A 15,866-nucleotide genomic window follows, 5' to 3' on the forward strand; every position below is an offset into this window, starting at 1 on the left:
CCACTAACGCAAGCGACTAGGATCGGGGGCATGAGCATGACGGATGACACGCCAGCCACTCCGGCCTCGCTGCGCCTCCTGCCGAGCAGGATGCTGGCGGGGGTCGCCATGCACGCCGACCGGCTGGTGAGCGAGGGCCTGGCCCGCGCCGACGCCCGCAAGTGGCACTACGCCGCGCTCGTCGCGCTCCGCGAGGCCGGCCCGGCCAGCCAGGCCGAGCTGAGCAAGCGCACCGGCATCTACCGCAGCGACCTGGTCGCCGTCATCAACGAGCTGGCGGAGCGCGGGTTCGTGGAGCGCGCCCCGGACCCCGCCGACCGCCGCCGCAACGTCATCACCCTCACCCCGGAGGGCCTCGGTCAGGTACGACGACTCCAGGAACTCATCGCGGACCTTCAGGACGAGGTTCTGGCCCCTTTGAGCCGACCGGAACGCGAACAGTTCTCGGGATTCCTGGCCCGCCTGCTGGAGCACCACGCGCGCCGCGGCAGCTCCCCTGAGCAGGGCTGAATCCATGGCAGGCGATCTTCTGGAGCCCTAGCCTGATGTGACGTCGGGACCGACCCAGGAGGCGCCACGCCCATGGCCGAAATCAGCACCGGGCAGATGATCCGGCTCCAGCGCGAACGAAGAGGCATGAGCACCACCGCGCTGGCGACCCAGTCCGGCTGCACCCCCAGGCACATCGAGCTGATCGAGCACGGCAAGCGGACACCCTCGCTCCCCCTCCTCCGGGAGATCGCCAAAGTGCTGGGCGTGCGCACGGCCGTGCTCCTGGGCGAGGCGCCGCGCGACTCCCACGAGCCCAGCAGGCCGCAGATCAGCGACATCGAGCGCGCCCTGTTCACCTGCCGCTCGCTGGCGCCCGACATCGAGCCGCCGGACGCCGACCAGCTCGCCGAACGGGTGGCGTCGGCGCGCAACGCCTGGTTCACCTCGACGCACCGCTACTCCATCCTGATGTCCGCCCTGCCGTCCCTGATCTCCGACGCCGAGAACCTCGCGCTCGAGGGCACACCACGGGCGCACAGCGTGGCATCCGACGCGTACATGCTGGCCAGGGGCGTGCTCAAGCACCTGCGCCGGGTGGACCTCGCCCATCTCGCGGCCGACCGTGCCATGCGCTTCGCCGAGGAGACGGCGGATCCGCTGATCCGCGCGTGGGCGTACTGGAATCTGGGACAGTCGATGCTGTCGGACGACATGCACCAGATCGCGTACGACGTCGCCCGGCGCGGTCTCGAGATCCTGGAGCCGCACGTCGCCGACGGCGACGACCGCCACATCAAGGCGCTCGGCGCGCTGCACCTGCTCGCCGCGGTCAGCGCGGCCCGCGGGGGCAACGACGACGAGGCCAGGGAGCGCGTACGCGGGCCCGCGGCGCAGCTGGCGCAGCGCGTGGACGACGCGTCCGACGTCTACGACCTGGCCTTCTTCGGGCCCACCAACGTCGCCATCCACATGGCCAGCATCGAGAGCGACCTCGGCCGCCCGGAGGCGGTGCTGCAGATCGCCGACGACATCGACCTGCGGCGCACGCCCTCCATCGAGCGGCGCACCACTCACCTGAGCCAGGTGGCCCGCGCCTGCGAGGACGTGGGCGACGACGCCGCCAGCCTGCTCCACCTGCTGCGGATCGAGCGGGAGTCGCCCGCGGAGCTGGACCACAAGCTCCTGCTTCGGGAGATGGTGCGCTCGCTGGCCCGCCGGGCGCGGCCGTCGTGGGCGCCGGAGGTCCGCCATCTCGCCGAACGCCACGACATCGCGAACTAGTAGTTCGGTCGGGGCGAACAGGGAGATCTCTTGCTCGAGTTCGTCACGGAGCGGGTCCGAGGTGCCACGCTGTGCTCATGACCAGTGCGCCGAGTGCCGATTTCGTCATGGAACGACTGCTCCAGGAGGCGACGCGGGAGTTCCCCGGGTGGTCGTTCCAGCGGGACCACTCAGGCTGGACCGCCACTCACGGCGACATCCGGCTCACCCGGCCCAGCCTGGCCGCGCTGCGTGCCCTGCTGCGGCTCCACCGGGCGGCACGGAGGAACTGACCCTCACTGGCCGGCCCGGCCGAGAACCTTCGCGGCGAAGGGCTCGATGACGGCGGCGACCTGACCGGGAGCCCTGACCTGGGCGGCGTGCCCCTGACCGCGCAGCACCACCCGCTCCACCCGTGGCATCACCCGCTCCAGCGCGTCGAGCCTCTCCCCGAGATGCGCCGGGCTGCGATCGCCACCGAGCAGCACGGTCGGCACCTCGATCCCCGCGTAGGCGTCGAGCCGGACCCCGAGCGAGTCCATGCCCGCGTTGTCCTCGATCTGCGACGGAACGAGCGCCCGCATCCTCGGCACCACCGTCCCGAACACCCCGGCCAGGAACGCCACCCACGCGGGAACCCGCACGGAGCCCCGCAGGAAACCGCGTAACGCCTTCCCCGGCCGACCGGCCGCGATCGCCGCCCGGGCCCGCGCGTGGACCTCACCGTGCGGCCCGCCGAGCGGCGCCCCGATCACCGTGGGCGGCTCGTACAGGACCGCACCCGCGAACGCCGACGGCTCGGCCACCAGGGTCTCCAGCGCGATCACGGCACCCGAGGAGTGCCCGACGAGCACCATCGGCCCGCCGCCCAGCGCCGCCACCACCGCCAGGACGTGCTCGACCTCCTGAGCGACCGTGCAGGAGGCGCCGTCGACATCGAGCCGGTACCGGCGCCGGTGCAACCGCACGACGCGGTGGCGCGCGGTCAGCCGGGCGGCCACCTCCCGCCAGGACGAGCCGTCGTCGAGGCCGGGGTGGAGAACGAGCACGATCGGGCCCCGTCCTTCGTCAACGGCCCGCGCCTCGGTGCCGTCGGCCGTCATCACCTTGATCACCAGCTACCTCCTTAGCGATGCTAAGGCGAACTTAGCATCGCTAAGGCAGGACGGCCATTGCTCGTCCTCATGCGACTGTCCAGCCCGGGCAAGCCCTGCGCGGTTAGGACCAGAGGCCCACTGCCGTCCTCCTCCCGAAGGACCCGACAATCCCTACTTACGCCGGATTTTCAGCCGCCCGGAGCCGGTTGAAGATCGGTTCATGCGAAGATTCTCCGCATTACTCTTCGGGCTCATTGCCCCTCTCTCCCTCCTCACCCCGATGGCCGCGGCCGCGACGCCGGCCACCCCGGACCCGATCTCCTGGGCACCCTGCCAGGAAGATCCGGCCGTGGAATGCGGGACGCTCGCCGTACCGATCGAGTGGAACCGACCGGCGAACGGCACGTTCACCGTGGGCGTCGCCCGCCGCAAGGCCGCCGATCCGGCCGCCAGGATCGGTGCGCTCGTCCTGGGGGCGGGCGGCCCCGGTGGTTCGGGGGTGAACCTGGTCCTCCAGAGCACACGGATGCTCAGCCCCGAGGTCGTGCGCCGCTTCGACATCGTCAGCCTCGACCCGCGCGGCACGAACCGGAGCCACCCCGTGGTCTGCTCCACCGACCTGCTCTTGCAGGCCCCGGGCCCGATCTTCAAGAGCCAGGCCGACTTCGACCGGGCGTTGGAGTACAACGAGCGCCTGCGTGCCGACTGCCGGGCTCGCACCGGCCCGCTCTTCGACCACGTCGACTCCCTCAGCACCGCGGCCGACCTGGACGCCTTCCGCGCCGCGCTCGGCGAGGAGCAGCTGACCTTCTGGGGCGGTTCCTACGGCACCCTCCTCGGCCAGTTGTACGCCGAGCGCTACCCGCAGCGGGTCCGTGCCTTCGTCCTCGACAGCACGATGGACCACAGTCTGGGCACGCAGGGCTTCATGGACACCGAGACCTGGGGCGCGCAGGACGCCTTCAACGAGTTCGTGGCCTGGTGCGACCGGGACAGCCGCTGCCTGCAGCACGGGAAGGACGTCCGCGCGCTCTGGAGAGACCTGCTGGCCCGCGCCGACCGCGGCGAGCTGCACGTGCCGGAGGAGCCCGGCACCCAGGTGACCGCGCCCATGCTCATCGGCGCCGCCGTGGGCCACTTCTACGATCCGCGCGACTGGCAGTCGTTCTCCCAGCTGCTCGCCGATCTCGACAGCGGCCGTGCCCCGAGCCCGGGCGCCCTGTCCATGGCACCTCTGTCCATGGCTGCTCTCCCCATGGCGGCCGACACGACGCAGGAGGTCAGCCCCAACCCGTTCCAGATCTTCTGCCTGGACTTCCGGCTGCCCATCCGCGACTACAAGGAGTACGCCAGGCACCTGCGCCGGCTGGCGAAGATCGCGCCCGACATGCGCTACAGCTCTCTGGCGCTCGGCCCGGTCGTCTCGTGTCTCGGGCAGCCCGGCCCGATCCCCAACCCGCAACACCGCCTGAAGGTCCGTACGGGCACGCCGGTGCTGGTGGTCAACTCCCTGCACGACCCGGCCACCGTGTACCCGTGGGCGCTGAGCACCACCGGCCAGCTGGGCCGCTCGGGCCGGCTGCTCACGTACGAGGGCTGGGGCCACATCGTCTACACCCGCAGCACGTGCGCCACCGAGGCCATCGACGCCTACCTGATCTCGCGCACCCTGCCTGCGCCGGGCGCCCGCTGCCCGGCCGTCCCGCCCGCCGAGGTCCAGACGCTCCATGAGCCCGTCAGACCGCTTCCCGGCACGCCGGGGTGGATGTCGGCCAGGCTCTTCGGCTGACCTCCGGATGATCCTGTGATGAGGTGCGGCTCGTGCGCGTCGCGTGCGCGTACGAGCCCGCCTGCTCGGGACCTCGGGGACAGCCGGTAAAGGTGTTGTCCGCTCAGGACGCCGGTTCCTGCCGGGGACGTGGTCTGGCGCGGATGTGCATGCGTTCTCCTTGAGGACCGAACAGGTTGAGGACCTCAACAGCAGACTCGCCGGTGGGCCCGAACCAGTGAGGCAGGCGGGTGTCGAACTCGGCAGCCTCACCTGGCCCCAGGGTCATGTCATGATCGGCCACCATGAGCCGCAGGCGTCCGGACAGCACGTAGAGCCACTCGTAGCCCTCGTGGGTGCAGAGCTCGGGCCGGTTCTGCTCAGCGGGGATGATCGACTTCCAGGCTTGCAGCGGTCCCGGATGCGGGGTCAGCGGGATCACCGTGCGGCCGTTGCGGACGCGGGGCTTCGAGCGGATCCGGGGATCGCCGACCTCGGGCGCCCCGACCAGTTCGTCCAGCGGAACCTGATGCGCCTGCGCGATGGGCAGCAGGAGTTCCAGGCTGGGGCGGCGCTGTCCCGTCTCCAGCCTGGAAAGCGTGCTCTTGGAGATGCCGGTGGCCTCGGCCAGCGCGGACAGGCTCACGCCGCGTTCGGTGCGGATGCGCTTGAGGCGGGGACCGACCTGGGCCAGCGCGGTGGCGATCGGGGATTGCTCGTCCATGCCGATCATTTCACCTCCTGCGTCCCAGAATCAGCAACGGAAGTTGCTGATTCCCCACCGGGGCGCACACCATCGGGCGCGGAGGTGATCGCCGTGATCCAGGCGAAGAACGACCCGAACGGTGGCCCGCCGCGCGCCGCCGACGACGGGACTTACGACGTGGTGGCGGTCGGCGCCGGAGCGGCCGGCCTGAACGCCGCCCTGCTTCTGGGCCGGGTCCGCCGCGTCCTGGTCGCGACCGGGCTGCGCGACGAACTGCCCGGCATCCCCGGCGCGCGCGAACGGTGGGGCAAGGATCTACTGCACTGCCCCTACTGCCACGCCTATGAAGTACGTGACCAGCCGCTCGCCGTCCTCGGCACCCATCCAGGCGCGGTGCACCAGGCTCTGCTCCTGCGCGCGTGGAGCGACGACGTCGTCTTCTTCCCCCACACCCTCGAGTTGACGGCGCAGGACCGAGAGAGGCTGGAGGCGCGCGGCCCGCGCGATGAGTTGCTGACCCACCTGGGCTGTGCCGAGGACGGCAACGGCTGGGTCGCCACCGACCGCACCGCGACCGTAAGAGGTGATGGCCGGTGAGCGTCGACACCGCACAGCAGCAGGTGCCGGTCTCTCGCGCGAGACTGCCGCTCGGCGTCTACCTGCTCGCGTTCAGCCTGTTCGCGATGGGCAGCGCGGAGTTCCTGCTGGCCGGCGTCCTGCCGGCGATCGCCGATGACCTTCAGATCACCCTCTCCTCCGCCGGCGCGCTGATCTCGGCGTTCGCCGCCGGTGTCGTGGTCGGTGGGCCTCCTTTCGCCATCATGACGTTGCGCTGGCCGCGACGGACCACGCTCGTGGCCACTCAGGCGGTGTTCGCCCTCGCGGTGGCGAGCGGCCTTGTGACCGGGAGTTACGGCGTGCTCCTGGCCACCCGCTTCGTCTGCGGTCTCGCCTATGCGGGGTACTGGGCGGTCGCAGCGGTCACCGCGGTCAGTCTCGTCCCGCCCGATCGCACCGCACGCGCCTCCGGCGTCGTGGTCAGCGGTCTCAGCCTGGCGATGATCGCCGGGGGCCCGGCCGGCGCGCTGCTCAGTCACTTCACCGGATGGCGGAGCGGCTTCTGGGGCGTGGTCGCCCTGACCGCCGTCGGTGCGATCTCGAGCGTGCTGGCGATGCCGGCGACCGGCTCGGGACCCGAGCCCAGCGTGCGGCGTGAGCTTCGCACCATGAGGCGACCACAGCTGTGGGTCGTCTACACCGTCACCGTCCTGAGCACCGCCGCCTACATGATCTCGTTCAACTACCTCGCGGCGTTCCTGACCGATGTCACCGGTATCCCCGGCGTGTGGGTTCCCGGGATCCTCGCGCTGTTCGGCGTGGGTGCCTTCACCGGCCTGTCCATCGGAGGCCGGATCGCCGACAGGCGGCCCTTTCAGGCGCTCCTGGCCGGAGCGCTCGGGATATTGGCCAGTTCTGTCCTGCTCGCGCTCCTGGCCCGGCATGCGCTGGCCGTCGTCCCCCTCGTCTTCCTCCTCGGGATCGCTGGATTCGTGCTGAACCCGGCCATCTATGGGCGGGTGTTCACCATCGCGTCGGCGGCGCCGACACTCGCCGGTGCCACCACCGTCTCCGCGTTCCAGCTCGGCATCAGCCTCGTCCCGGCGCTCGCCGGGGTCGCCCTGAATGCCGGGGCGGGCATCACCTCCGCCACCTGGATCGGCGCCTGCCTGGCGGCGGCCATCGTGCCTGCCGCCCTCCTCGACCGGAGGATCTCCCGCCACCGGTCGCAGATGACGGTGAACGGAGCCGGCTCGCCGGGCTGAGCCAGGCATCTCCGCCGGTATGTGCGTCCGCTCGTACGCGTGCGGGATCCGCGCCTCCTGGCGACGACTGCCCGAAGGCAAGCGTGCCGTGGTCCCGGGCGATCCCGTGACCACGGCACGCACTCAGCCGGTGCCGGCCGCCACCGCGGCCAGAGCGGTGTGGGCGTCGGTGACGGGTTCACCGTGGCCGACGCATGCCAGCGACACGTCGAGCCCCGCCAGCCGGCGGAAGGAGCGAAGCATCTGCGCCGTGTCGAGATTGAACACCCCGGGCATGACCTGCCCGTTGACGTGCGCGACCGTGTCCCCGGTGAACAGTACGCCGGCGCGGGGCAGGTGGAGGGCGATGCTGCCGTCGGTGTGACCGGGGGTGTGAATCACCTGCGCGCCACCCCCGAAGTCGATCGTGTCGCCGTCCTCCAGCTCGACGTCCACCCGGCAGGCAGGTGCGGCCGGCAGCAGGTGGGCGCCGAGACTGCGGTGCAGGGCGCGCTCCTGCTCGGTGAAGTTCGGCGGCGGAGCGGGCCGCTCGCCCCGGATCACCGCGGCGTCCAGTCGATGGGCCAGCACAGTCACCTCTCCCCAGCCGCTGATCTCGGCTGCCCCGCCACAGTGGTCCTCATGGAAATGGGTGAGCACCACACGCTTGACGTCGCTCTTGCGGTGGCCGAGCCCCTCGATCGCGGCCGCGATCTCCTCGCCGGAGGTGGCGATGCCGGTGTCGACGAGGGTGAGCGCGCCAGCGTCGTTCCACAGATAGGACTGGCCGAACTCCAGCATGAGCAGCCACAGGTCGGGACGGATCTCCACCGTCTTCATGTCATAACCCCTTTCAGCAGGAGCCAGCCAACCCGCCGCAGGGGCACGGTGTCCAACAGCGATCGGGGCCCAATTGACAACCAACGGTGGTGAATCCACGCTCAGCAGGTGGAGGCGGACATCGAAGGTCTGCGCGCGTTCGTCATCACCGCGCAGGAACTGCACTTCGGACGGGCCGGGGAGCGGCTGTTCATCAGCCAGCAGGCGCTGTCCAAACGGATCCGCCGACTGGAGGCGGCACTGGCGGCGCCGCTGTTCACGCGGACCACCCGCGCCGTGGAACTGACCGACGCGGGACGGCGGCTGCTGCCGCACGCCGTCGAGGCGGTGGCCGCCTTCGACCTGGCGGTCCGGGTGGTGCGCCCGGCCGACGAGCCGCTGCGGGTCGACGTCTACGACGAGCGATTCACACCGTTGCGGATCGTCCGCCGGGCGAGCGAGTTCGACCCCCGGCTACGGGTCGAACTGAGCATGCGGCAGGGACTGTCGGTGGCGCTGCCCGCGTTGCGGCGTCAGGAGATCGACGCCGCCTTCGGCCGGGTACACGACACACCGGCGCCCTGGCCCGCCGACCTGGCCCACCGGCTCGTACACCTCGAACCGTTGCACGCGTTCGTGCCTGAGGACCATCGGCTGGCGGACAGGGACATCCTGCGACCGGCCGACCTGCGCGAGTCGGGCATCGCGATGCCCGACCCGGCAGGCGCGGTGGAGTGGCGCCGCTATCTCGAACGGCTGGCCGCCCGCTTCGACGTGCCGTTGCGGTTCAACGCCCCGGCGATCGGCCAGCGGCATCTGGTGGAGCAGTTCCTGGCGGAGAAGGCGGCGGTGGGGCTGGGCGAGATGAGCATCGACCCGGGGGACAGCGGCCTGCGTCGCATCCCGATCGTCGATCCGACCCCGCTCATGCCCTGGTCGGTGGTCTGGCACCGGCACAACCCGCGACCACTGCTGCGTGCGCTTCTACGACAGCTACGTACGCCGGCCTTGCCGGCACCGTCCGACCCGCAGGTGTGGGTTCCGGAGATCGATTTCGTACGAGAGCTGAATTCGTCAGACGCTCCAAGTCAGCGCGCCTACTGATCGTCTGGTGGTGGTTCCTCCGCGGTTCGCAGGCGTGCCGCGTCCTGGTACGCCCGGGTCACGGCGGCGATCATGGCGAGCAGCGCGACGACGGGCGCGACGAGCCAGCCGATCTCGCCGGGGACGTACCAGGCGGGAACCAGTTGCGCGACGGCCAGGAAGACCCAGAAGCCGGACGTTCCGGGGACTCTCAAAACCGGCTCTCCCATACGTACCAAGGGCCGCGGATGTGCGTGTACCCGGTGTGGGACTCGTCCGGCGGCTCGCCGCCAGGACTCCACGCGAAGCCGTAGTGGTCGAGGAACCCGGTGTCGCTCACCAGGAACCGCGCCCCGCCGTCAATCCGCTCGATCGACGTCAGCGGGTAGAGCCCCGCCCAATGATCGTCGTGCTGGGCGGACTCGCCCCCTGAGGCAACCGTGCGGGCGACCTGCTCCAGGCTCGACTCCGAGAGCGCGAACCGGGCGGTGAAGGGCAGGTCCGCGTATACGAGACCAAGTACGGCCACCCCCATGAGCGGCGCGCACGCCCAGCGCACCCAGTGCCGGCGCAGCCCGGAGCGGCCGTCCGAACGCAGCAGGCCCACGACGAACCGGGCGGTCCAGACGATCACCGTGGCGGCCCCCAGCATCAAGCCCGTCAACATCAGCGAGAGGGAACCGCCGCCCGGCAGGCTGAAGTAGTTCAGGATGATCAGCGCGAGCAGTGCGACAAGGGGAAGCAGCACCTTTCCGGGCGGACCGGTCAGAATCCGGGTGAGGTCCGGTAACGGAGGTTGCGCGGTGGCGTTGTCGGACATGCCGGGAGCGTATCGCGGCCTGTCCGCTACAACCTGGGAGTAACTGTCGGATCGCGCCGAAATGCCCGAGCCCGCCATCGGGCGTCAACGGTGGACGACTTGGTGTCGAGGAGTACCAGCCTGCGCCGGACGACCGCCGTCTCCTCGGGGCCGAGGTCGAGCACATCGGCCACCTCCTGGGAAGGGCGCACCTCTTCCACGCCGCGCAGCCGGTTCGTACCGACACATTAAAGGTACTCAGGCCATATTCCTTAATGCCTTTCGCGAGTTGCAAAGGCAGCGGGTTGATAGCTGAGGCTAGGTCGCAGGGCGATAGCGCGGCCGAAGGCCGCCTGAGGGAGGGCAGCCCGAGCGACAGCGAGGACCGCTCGGGGCGGGCTCCAGCAGGCTCACCCGGTAACCGGGCAACGGGCGAGGGAGGTGGGTGACAACCCACCTGGCTCTACCCGCTCCGCCCGCCGTGGCGGCATCCGGGATCGGAGAAGTTTCGATTGTCAACAATGACATCGGCGTGGGAGCGAGGATCAACTTCTGCGTCGTACATCTGCTCGGCCGGGATGTAGCAGCGGCGGTAGCTCTCGGCTGCCGCCTGCGCGGAGTCCATCCAGGCAGAGTCTCGAGCGGTGCCCCGGGCCAGCGCCAGGTCGAAATCGATCTCGACGAAGATCCGGAAGTCCCAGAAGTCGCGGAGCTCGGGACGGAGCAGGTAGGCGCCGTCGGCGATCAAGACAGCGTCCGAGGGCACGGGCTGCACCTCTACTGGAAACGGTGTCTGGTTCCGTTGATCGAAGAACCTCAAGCGGACCTGTCGATCCCCATCCGGCCCAAGGGGTGACAGCAGGAGCGTACGGATCGCGTCGAGATCGTACGCGCCGCGGTAGAAGCCATCTGGGCCTGGCGGCCGTTCGCCCCGTGGCCGCTTGAAGTCGTCAAGCTCCGCCCGAAGGCATGTCCGGCCGTGGTCCCCCACCATCGCTGCGAGCTCGTTGGCCAACGTGGACTTACCGGCCGCAGAGAATCCGTCGATACCGACCCGAATCGGATGCGGACGTTCGATCTCGGTGATCAACTGGGCCAGACAGCGGAGAACCGCCGTGCGCCGCCTGGTATCGGCGCCAGGCGTTGCATGCCGCTTGTCCACGCGGCCGAGTCTAGAACAGCCGTAGTGCCGAGATCGTGTGGTCCTCATGGTTCCCCCGGCTGGTGGCGGCGGCGGGTCCCAGCCGGACATACGTCGGACGGCTGGACCGTCACGGCCAACCGCTGGCCGCCGATCTCCCCGGACGACAGGGCGGCCTTAGGCGAGGGCGCGGCCGAAGGCCGCCCCAGGAAGAGCCGCCCGAGCGAGAGCGAGGGCCGCTCAGGGTGGGCTCCAGCAGGCTCACCGGTAATCGGGCAACGGGTGGGGGGAGGTGGGTGACCTACAGCGTGGGGAGGAAGCCGACCTTGTCGCGGACCTGCGCCATGGTCTGCTTGGCCACCGTCGACGCGCGTTCCGCGCCGATGGCCAGCAGGCGGTCGAGCTCCGCCTCGTCCGACAGCAGCTTCTCCGTACGCTCCCTGATGGGCGTGAACGTGTCGGCCACCGCCTCCGCCACGTCCTTCTTGAACGTGCCGTACCCCTGCCCCTCATAGCGGGCCACCAGCTCGGGGATGGGCGTGCCGGTCAGTGCGGACTGGATGCGGAGCAGGTTGGAGATGCCGGGCTTGTTCTCCTCGTCGAAGAGCACCTCGGAGCCGGTGTCCGTGACCGCCCGCATGACCTTCTTGCGCAGCGGGCCGGGCTGCTCCAGGACGTCGAGGATGCCGGCGGGGCTCGAGGAGCTCTTGGACATCTTCGCCGTCGGGTCCTGGAGGTCGGTGATCTTCTCGACCTCCTTGAGGATGTACGGCTCCGGCAGCGTGAACGTCTCGCCGAAGCGGTGGTTGAAGCGCTGGCCCAGGTCGCGGGTGAGCTCCAGGTGCTGCTTCTGGTCGGCCCCGACCGGGACGCGGTCGGCCTGGTAGAGCAGGATGTCGGCGGCCTGCAGGATCGGGTACGTGAAGAGGCCGACGCTGGCCGCGCTCTCGCCGAACTTGGCCGACTTGTCCTTGAACTGGGTCATCCGGCCCGCCTCGCCCATGCCGGTGAGGCAGATCAGGATCCACGCGAGCTCGGTGTGCTCGCGTACGTGCGACTGCACGAAGACGGTGGAGCGCTCCGGGTCGAGGCCGGCGGCGAAGAGCTGGGCGGCGGCCACGCGGCTGCGGCGGCGCAGCGCGGCGGGCTCGGTCGGCACCGTGATCGCGTGGAGGTCGACCACGCAGTAGAAGGCGTCGTGGGTCTCCTGCAGCGTGACCCACTGGCGGACCGCGCCCAGGTAATTGCCCAGGTGGAAGGAGTCCGCTGTGGGCTGGATGCCGGAGAGAACACGAGGTCTGGCCATAGCAGCCAATTGTGTCAGGAATCCCGCTCAGGCGGCGACTCGGTCACGGAACGTCGTTTCACTCTAACCCTGGAGATACGGCGCCCGTCCAACTCGGTTACTGTCATCTCAAATCCCGTTATTTCCACCTTTTCTCCTACGGCTGGCACATGCCCCAGCATCGCCATGACGAATCCGGCCAGCGTCTCGTACGGGCCGTCGGGCAGCCGGAGGCCGGTCTCGCCGGCGAAGTCGTTGAGGTTCGTGAGGCCGTCGATCTCGATCTCCCCGGCGGGCAGGATCACGACGTCCTCCTCGACGTCGTACTCGTCCCTGATGTCCCCGATCAGCTCCTCGACCAGGTCCTCCATGGTCACGATGCCCGCCGTGCCGCCGTACTCGTCCACCACGATCGCCAGGTGCTGCCCCTCGTCGCGCATCTCGTTCAGGGTGCTGAGCAGCCGCTTCGACGCGGGCACGAACTTCGCCGGCCGGATGGGCACCACCGCGCTGATCGGCTCGGTCCGCCCGTTGAGCTCGGGGTCCAGCAGGTCGCGTACGTGCACGAACCCGATGACCTCGTCGTAGGTGTCCCGGTAGACGGGGAAGCGCGAGTGCGGCAGCCCGGCGGCCAGGCGGGCCGCCTCGTCCAGCGGCGTGTCGGCGTCCATGAACTCCACCTCGGTACGCGGCAGCATCACCTCCCTGAGCTGCCGTTTCCCCGCCGCGAACACCTCGGCGATCAGCTTGCGCTCGTCGGCGGTGAGATCGGTGTGCCCGACCACCATGTCGCGCAGCTCCTCGGTGGTGACCTCCTCGCGGCCGGCCTCCGGGTTGCCGCCGAGCAACCGGACCACGAGGTCGGTGGACTTCGACAGCATCCAGATGATCGGCCGCGACAGGGACGCGATCCGGTCGAGGAACGGGGCCACGTACAGCGACAGGCCCTCGGCCCGCTGCAGTGCCAGGCGCTTGGGCGCCAGCTCGCCCAGCACCAGCGACGCGTACGAGATCGCCAGCGTCACCAGCACGAGCGCGAGCACGGGGGCGACGGCCGCGGGCACCCGCCACTGCTCGAGCAGCGGCACCAGTTGCCCGGAGAGCCGGTCGGCGCCGAACGCGGCCGACAGCATGGTGGCCACGGTGACGCCGATCTGGACGGCGGACAGGAAGCGGTTGGGGTCGAGGGCGAGCTTGGCCACCCGCTCGCCCCGCCGGCCCCGCTGCGAGAGCTTGCGCACCTGGCTGTCCCGGAGCGAGACCATCGCGATCTCGGCGGCGGCGAAGAAGCCCCCGATCAGGATGAAGAGCAGAACCAGGGCAATGTTGGCCGCGACGGTGTCAAACATGGTGGTTGGCAGCGTACTCGGCGGCTTTCCCACGTATGCTGAACGGCAAGCCGTACAAAATCAAACATGTTTGCACAGGAGCGCACATGAGGCTACTGGTCACCGGGGGTGCCGGGTACGTCGGCAGTGTCGTCGCGGCACAGCTCATCGAGGCAGGGCACGACGTGACCGTACTCGACGACCTGTCAACGGGACATCAGGACGCGGTGCCGGAAGGTGCCAGATTTGTCCAAAAAAGCATCACGGAGGCGCATGACGCGCTCGACGGCATGGACGCGGTGCTGCACTTCGCGGCCAAGTCGCTGGTGGGCGAGTCGGTGGAGAAGCCGGGGCTCTACTGGTCCAACAACCTCGGCGGCACGCTGGCCCTGCTCGACGCCATGCGCGACAAGACGGTGAACAGGATCGTGTTCTCCTCGACGGCGGCCACGTACGGCGAGCCCGAGCGCTCCCCGATCGAGGAGGACGACCCGACGCGCCCGACCAACCCCTACGGCGCCTCCAAGCTGGCCGTGGACACGGCGCTGAGCGCGTTCGCGGGGATCCGCGGCCTGGGAGCGGTGAGCCTGCGCTACTTCAACGTGGCCGGCGCCTACGGCCGTTACCGCGAGCGGCACACGATCGAGACCCATCTCATCCCGAACGTCCTGAAGGTCGCGACCGGCGAGCGGGAGTCCGTGAGCGTCTTCGGCAGCGACTATCCGACGCCCGACGGCACCTGCGTGCGCGACTACATCCACGTGGCCGACCTCGCGCGGGCGCACCTGCTGGCGCTGGAGGCGATCGTGCCCGGCCGGCACCAGATCTACAACCTGGGCAGCGGCAGCGGGTTCAGCGTGCAGGAGGTGATCTCGGTCTGCCGCGAGGTCACCGGGCACGAGATCCCGGCCGCCGTCGCGGAGCGCCGCCCCGGCGATCCGGCCGTGCTGGTCGCGTCGTCCGCGAGGATCCAGCGCGAGCTGGGCTGGAAGGCCGAGCGGCCGTCGCTTCGCGACATCGTGTCCGACGCGTGGGAGGCGCTTTCCGCAAATGCGTGATACGGCGCCCAGAAATGTGCTGTGATACCGAAATGTGAGGAACTTTTCACCAAGGGTCACGAAGCTGCTCTTCGGTGTCCTCATCGTGACCGGTAGCCTGCTGGCCGCCGCGGGCGTGGTCTTCGCCACGCCGCAGGCCGCACCCGCCGAGCAGCGCGTGTCCTGTACGCCCTGAGGCCCCCCGCTCTCCGCGCGGGGGGCGGGCCGGCCGTCAGATCAGGCCGAGAGCCTTCACCGCGTCGCGCTCCTCCGCCAGCTCGCGCACGCTGGCGTCGATCCTGTCACGGGAGAACGCGTCGATCTCGAGACCCTGGATGATCTCGAACGTGCCGTTGGCCGCGCGGACGGGGAACGACGAGATGAGCCCCTCAGGGACCCCGTAGGAGCCGTCGGAGACGACGGCGGCGGAGGTCCAGTCGGTGCCGTTGACCCAGTCGTAGACGTGGTCCACGGCCGCGTTGGCGGCCGAGGCGGCCGAGGAGGCGCCGCGGGCCTCGATGATGGCGGCGCCGCGCTTGGCGACCGTCGGGATGAACGTCTCGCGCAGCCACTCGGGGTCGACCTGCTCGGCCGCGATCTTGCCGCCGACCTCAGCGTGGAACAGGTCGGGGTACTGCGTCGCGGAGTGGTTGCCCCAGATCGTCATCTTCTTGATCTCGGTGACCGGGACCTGCAGCTTGGCGGCCAGCTGGGAGAGCGCGCGGTTGTGGTCGAGCCTGGTCATCGCGGTGAAGCGGTCGGCGGGCACGTCGGGCGCGTTCTGCTGGGCGATGAGGGCGTTGGTGTTGGCCGGGTTGCCCACGACCAGGACCTTGATGTCGTCGGCGGCGTGGTCGTTGATCGCCTTGCCCTGAGGGCCGAAGATGCCGCCGTTGGCGCCGAGGAGGTCGCCGCGCTCCATGCCGGCCTTGCGCGGCATGGCGCCGACCAGCAGGGCGACGTTGGCGCCGGCGAAGGCGACATTGGGGTCGTCGGTGATCTCGATGCCGGACAGCAGCGGGAACGCGCAGTCGTCGAGCTCCATGGCGGTGCCCTCAGCGGCCTTCACCGCCTGCGGGATCTCCAGCAGGCTGAGCTTGACCGGGACGTCGGCACCGAGCAGCTGCCCCGACGCGATGCGGAACAGCAGTGCGTAGCCGATCTGGCCGGCTGCTCCGGTGACGGTCACCTTGACGGGCCCCATGGCCTTCCCCTCACTCGCGGGATATTCGCTGACGCTTTGGGATGT

The 15,866-nt window shown here is 69.9% G+C and carries 17 protein-coding genes; 8 read left to right on the forward strand and 9 right to left on the reverse strand.

The window, feature by feature from the left end; translation table 11 throughout:
- The first annotated feature begins 30 nt into the window (after nt 1–30).
- The 3 genes from AB0H84_RS44405 to AB0H84_RS44415 all read left to right on the forward strand — a co-directional run bounded on the left by AB0H84_RS44405 (nt 31) and on the right by AB0H84_RS44415 (nt 2,045).
- Nucleotides 31–510, forward strand: a complete 480-nt coding sequence (locus tag AB0H84_RS44405) for a MarR family transcriptional regulator (protein ID WP_357618550.1) — start codon at nt 31–33, stop codon at nt 508–510.
- 72 nt (nt 511–582) lie between these two features.
- Entirely contained in the window at nt 583–1,773 is a 1,191-nt protein-coding gene (locus AB0H84_RS44410) for a helix-turn-helix transcriptional regulator (protein ID WP_357618553.1), read from the forward strand.
- 77 nt (nt 1,774–1,850) lie between these two features.
- Nucleotides 1,851–2,045 (forward strand): hypothetical protein, encoded by a 195-nt coding sequence (locus AB0H84_RS44415; RefSeq protein ID WP_357618556.1) that lies wholly within the window; start codon nt 1,851–1,853, stop codon nt 2,043–2,045.
- Nucleotides 2,046–2,048: 3 nt separating this feature from the next.
- Here the strand turns inward: AB0H84_RS44415 and AB0H84_RS44420 are convergent, their stop codons facing one another.
- Nucleotides 2,049–2,867, reverse strand: a complete 819-nt coding sequence (locus tag AB0H84_RS44420) for an alpha/beta hydrolase (protein WP_357618558.1) — start codon at nt 2,865–2,867, stop codon at nt 2,049–2,051.
- 202 nt (nt 2,868–3,069) lie between these two features.
- Between AB0H84_RS44420 and AB0H84_RS44425 the strand changes: the two genes are divergently transcribed.
- Nucleotides 3,070–4,638, forward strand: coding sequence for an alpha/beta hydrolase (locus AB0H84_RS44425; protein WP_357618561.1), 1,569 nt, complete (start codon nt 3,070–3,072; stop codon nt 4,636–4,638).
- Nucleotides 4,639–4,741: 103 nt separating this feature from the next.
- Here the strand turns inward: AB0H84_RS44425 and AB0H84_RS44430 are convergent, their stop codons facing one another.
- Nucleotides 4,742–5,341 carry an XRE family transcriptional regulator gene (locus AB0H84_RS44430; RefSeq protein ID WP_357618564.1) on the reverse strand — a complete coding sequence of 200 codons (600 nt, stop codon included), beginning with the start codon at nt 5,339–5,341 and terminating at the stop codon, nt 4,742–4,744.
- Nucleotides 5,342–5,434: 93 nt separating this feature from the next.
- On the opposite strand from AB0H84_RS44430, the gene AB0H84_RS44435 reads away from it, so the two are divergent.
- The gene (locus AB0H84_RS44435; protein WP_357618568.1) at nt 5,435–5,920 is read left to right on the forward strand and encodes a hypothetical protein; all 486 of its coding nucleotides are present in this window, start codon (nt 5,435–5,437) and stop codon (nt 5,918–5,920) included.
- Nucleotides 5,917–7,146, forward strand: a complete 1,230-nt coding sequence (locus AB0H84_RS44440; protein ID WP_357618571.1) for a Cmx/CmrA family chloramphenicol efflux MFS transporter — start codon at nt 5,917–5,919, stop codon at nt 7,144–7,146. The genes AB0H84_RS44435 and AB0H84_RS44440 overlap by 4 nt, the downstream gene beginning before the upstream one ends.
- Nucleotides 7,147–7,269: 123 nt before the next feature.
- On the opposite strand, the gene AB0H84_RS44445 is transcribed toward AB0H84_RS44440, so the two are convergent.
- Nucleotides 7,270–7,965, reverse strand: coding sequence for an MBL fold metallo-hydrolase (locus tag AB0H84_RS44445; protein WP_357618574.1), 696 nt, complete (start codon nt 7,963–7,965; stop codon nt 7,270–7,272).
- 108 nt (nt 7,966–8,073) lie between these two features.
- Here AB0H84_RS44445 and AB0H84_RS44450 point away from each other — a divergent pair, with 108 nt between their 5' ends.
- Nucleotides 8,074–9,048, forward strand: coding sequence for a LysR family transcriptional regulator (locus AB0H84_RS44450; protein WP_357618577.1), 975 nt, complete (start codon nt 8,074–8,076; stop codon nt 9,046–9,048).
- Here AB0H84_RS44450 and AB0H84_RS44455 read toward each other — a convergent pair.
- From AB0H84_RS44455 to AB0H84_RS44475, 5 genes are all read right to left on the reverse strand, one after another.
- Nucleotides 9,042–9,242 carry a hypothetical protein gene (locus AB0H84_RS44455; RefSeq protein ID WP_357618580.1) on the reverse strand — a complete coding sequence of 67 codons (201 nt, stop codon included), beginning with the start codon at nt 9,240–9,242 and terminating at the stop codon, nt 9,042–9,044. The genes AB0H84_RS44450 and AB0H84_RS44455 overlap by 7 nt on opposite strands.
- Entirely contained in the window at nt 9,239–9,847 is a 609-nt protein-coding gene (locus AB0H84_RS44460; RefSeq protein WP_357618583.1) for a hypothetical protein, read from the reverse strand. Before AB0H84_RS44460 ends, AB0H84_RS44455 begins: the two co-directional genes overlap by 4 nt.
- A gap of 442 nt (nt 9,848–10,289) precedes the next feature.
- Nucleotides 10,290–10,988 carry a uridine kinase gene (locus AB0H84_RS44465; RefSeq protein WP_357618586.1) on the reverse strand — a complete coding sequence of 233 codons (699 nt, stop codon included), beginning with the start codon at nt 10,986–10,988 and terminating at the stop codon, nt 10,290–10,292.
- Between the two features lie 280 nt (nt 10,989–11,268).
- Nucleotides 11,269–12,273 (reverse strand): tryptophan--tRNA ligase, encoded by a 1,005-nt coding sequence (trpS, locus tag AB0H84_RS44470; RefSeq protein WP_357618588.1) that lies wholly within the window; start codon nt 12,271–12,273, stop codon nt 11,269–11,271.
- 14 nt (nt 12,274–12,287) lie between these two features.
- The gene (locus AB0H84_RS44475) at nt 12,288–13,601 is read right to left on the reverse strand and encodes a hemolysin family protein (RefSeq protein WP_357618591.1); all 1,314 of its coding nucleotides are present in this window, start codon (nt 13,599–13,601) and stop codon (nt 12,288–12,290) included.
- Between the two features lie 86 nt (nt 13,602–13,687).
- Here AB0H84_RS44475 and galE point away from each other — a divergent pair, with 86 nt between their 5' ends.
- On the forward strand, nt 13,688–14,638 hold the full coding sequence (gene galE, locus AB0H84_RS44480; RefSeq protein ID WP_357618593.1) for a UDP-glucose 4-epimerase GalE: 951 nt from the start codon (nt 13,688–13,690) through the stop codon (nt 14,636–14,638).
- A 211-nt stretch (nt 14,639–14,849) separates the two neighbouring features.
- Here the strand turns inward: galE and AB0H84_RS44485 are convergent, their stop codons facing one another.
- Nucleotides 14,850–15,821, reverse strand: coding sequence for a malate dehydrogenase (locus AB0H84_RS44485; RefSeq protein WP_357618596.1), 972 nt, complete (start codon nt 15,819–15,821; stop codon nt 14,850–14,852).
- Nucleotides 15,822–15,866 lie beyond the last annotated feature (45 nt).

This window comes from Nonomuraea sp. NPDC050786 (assembly GCF_040654115.1).
Lineage (GTDB): Bacteria > Actinomycetota > Actinomycetes > Streptosporangiales > Streptosporangiaceae > Nonomuraea.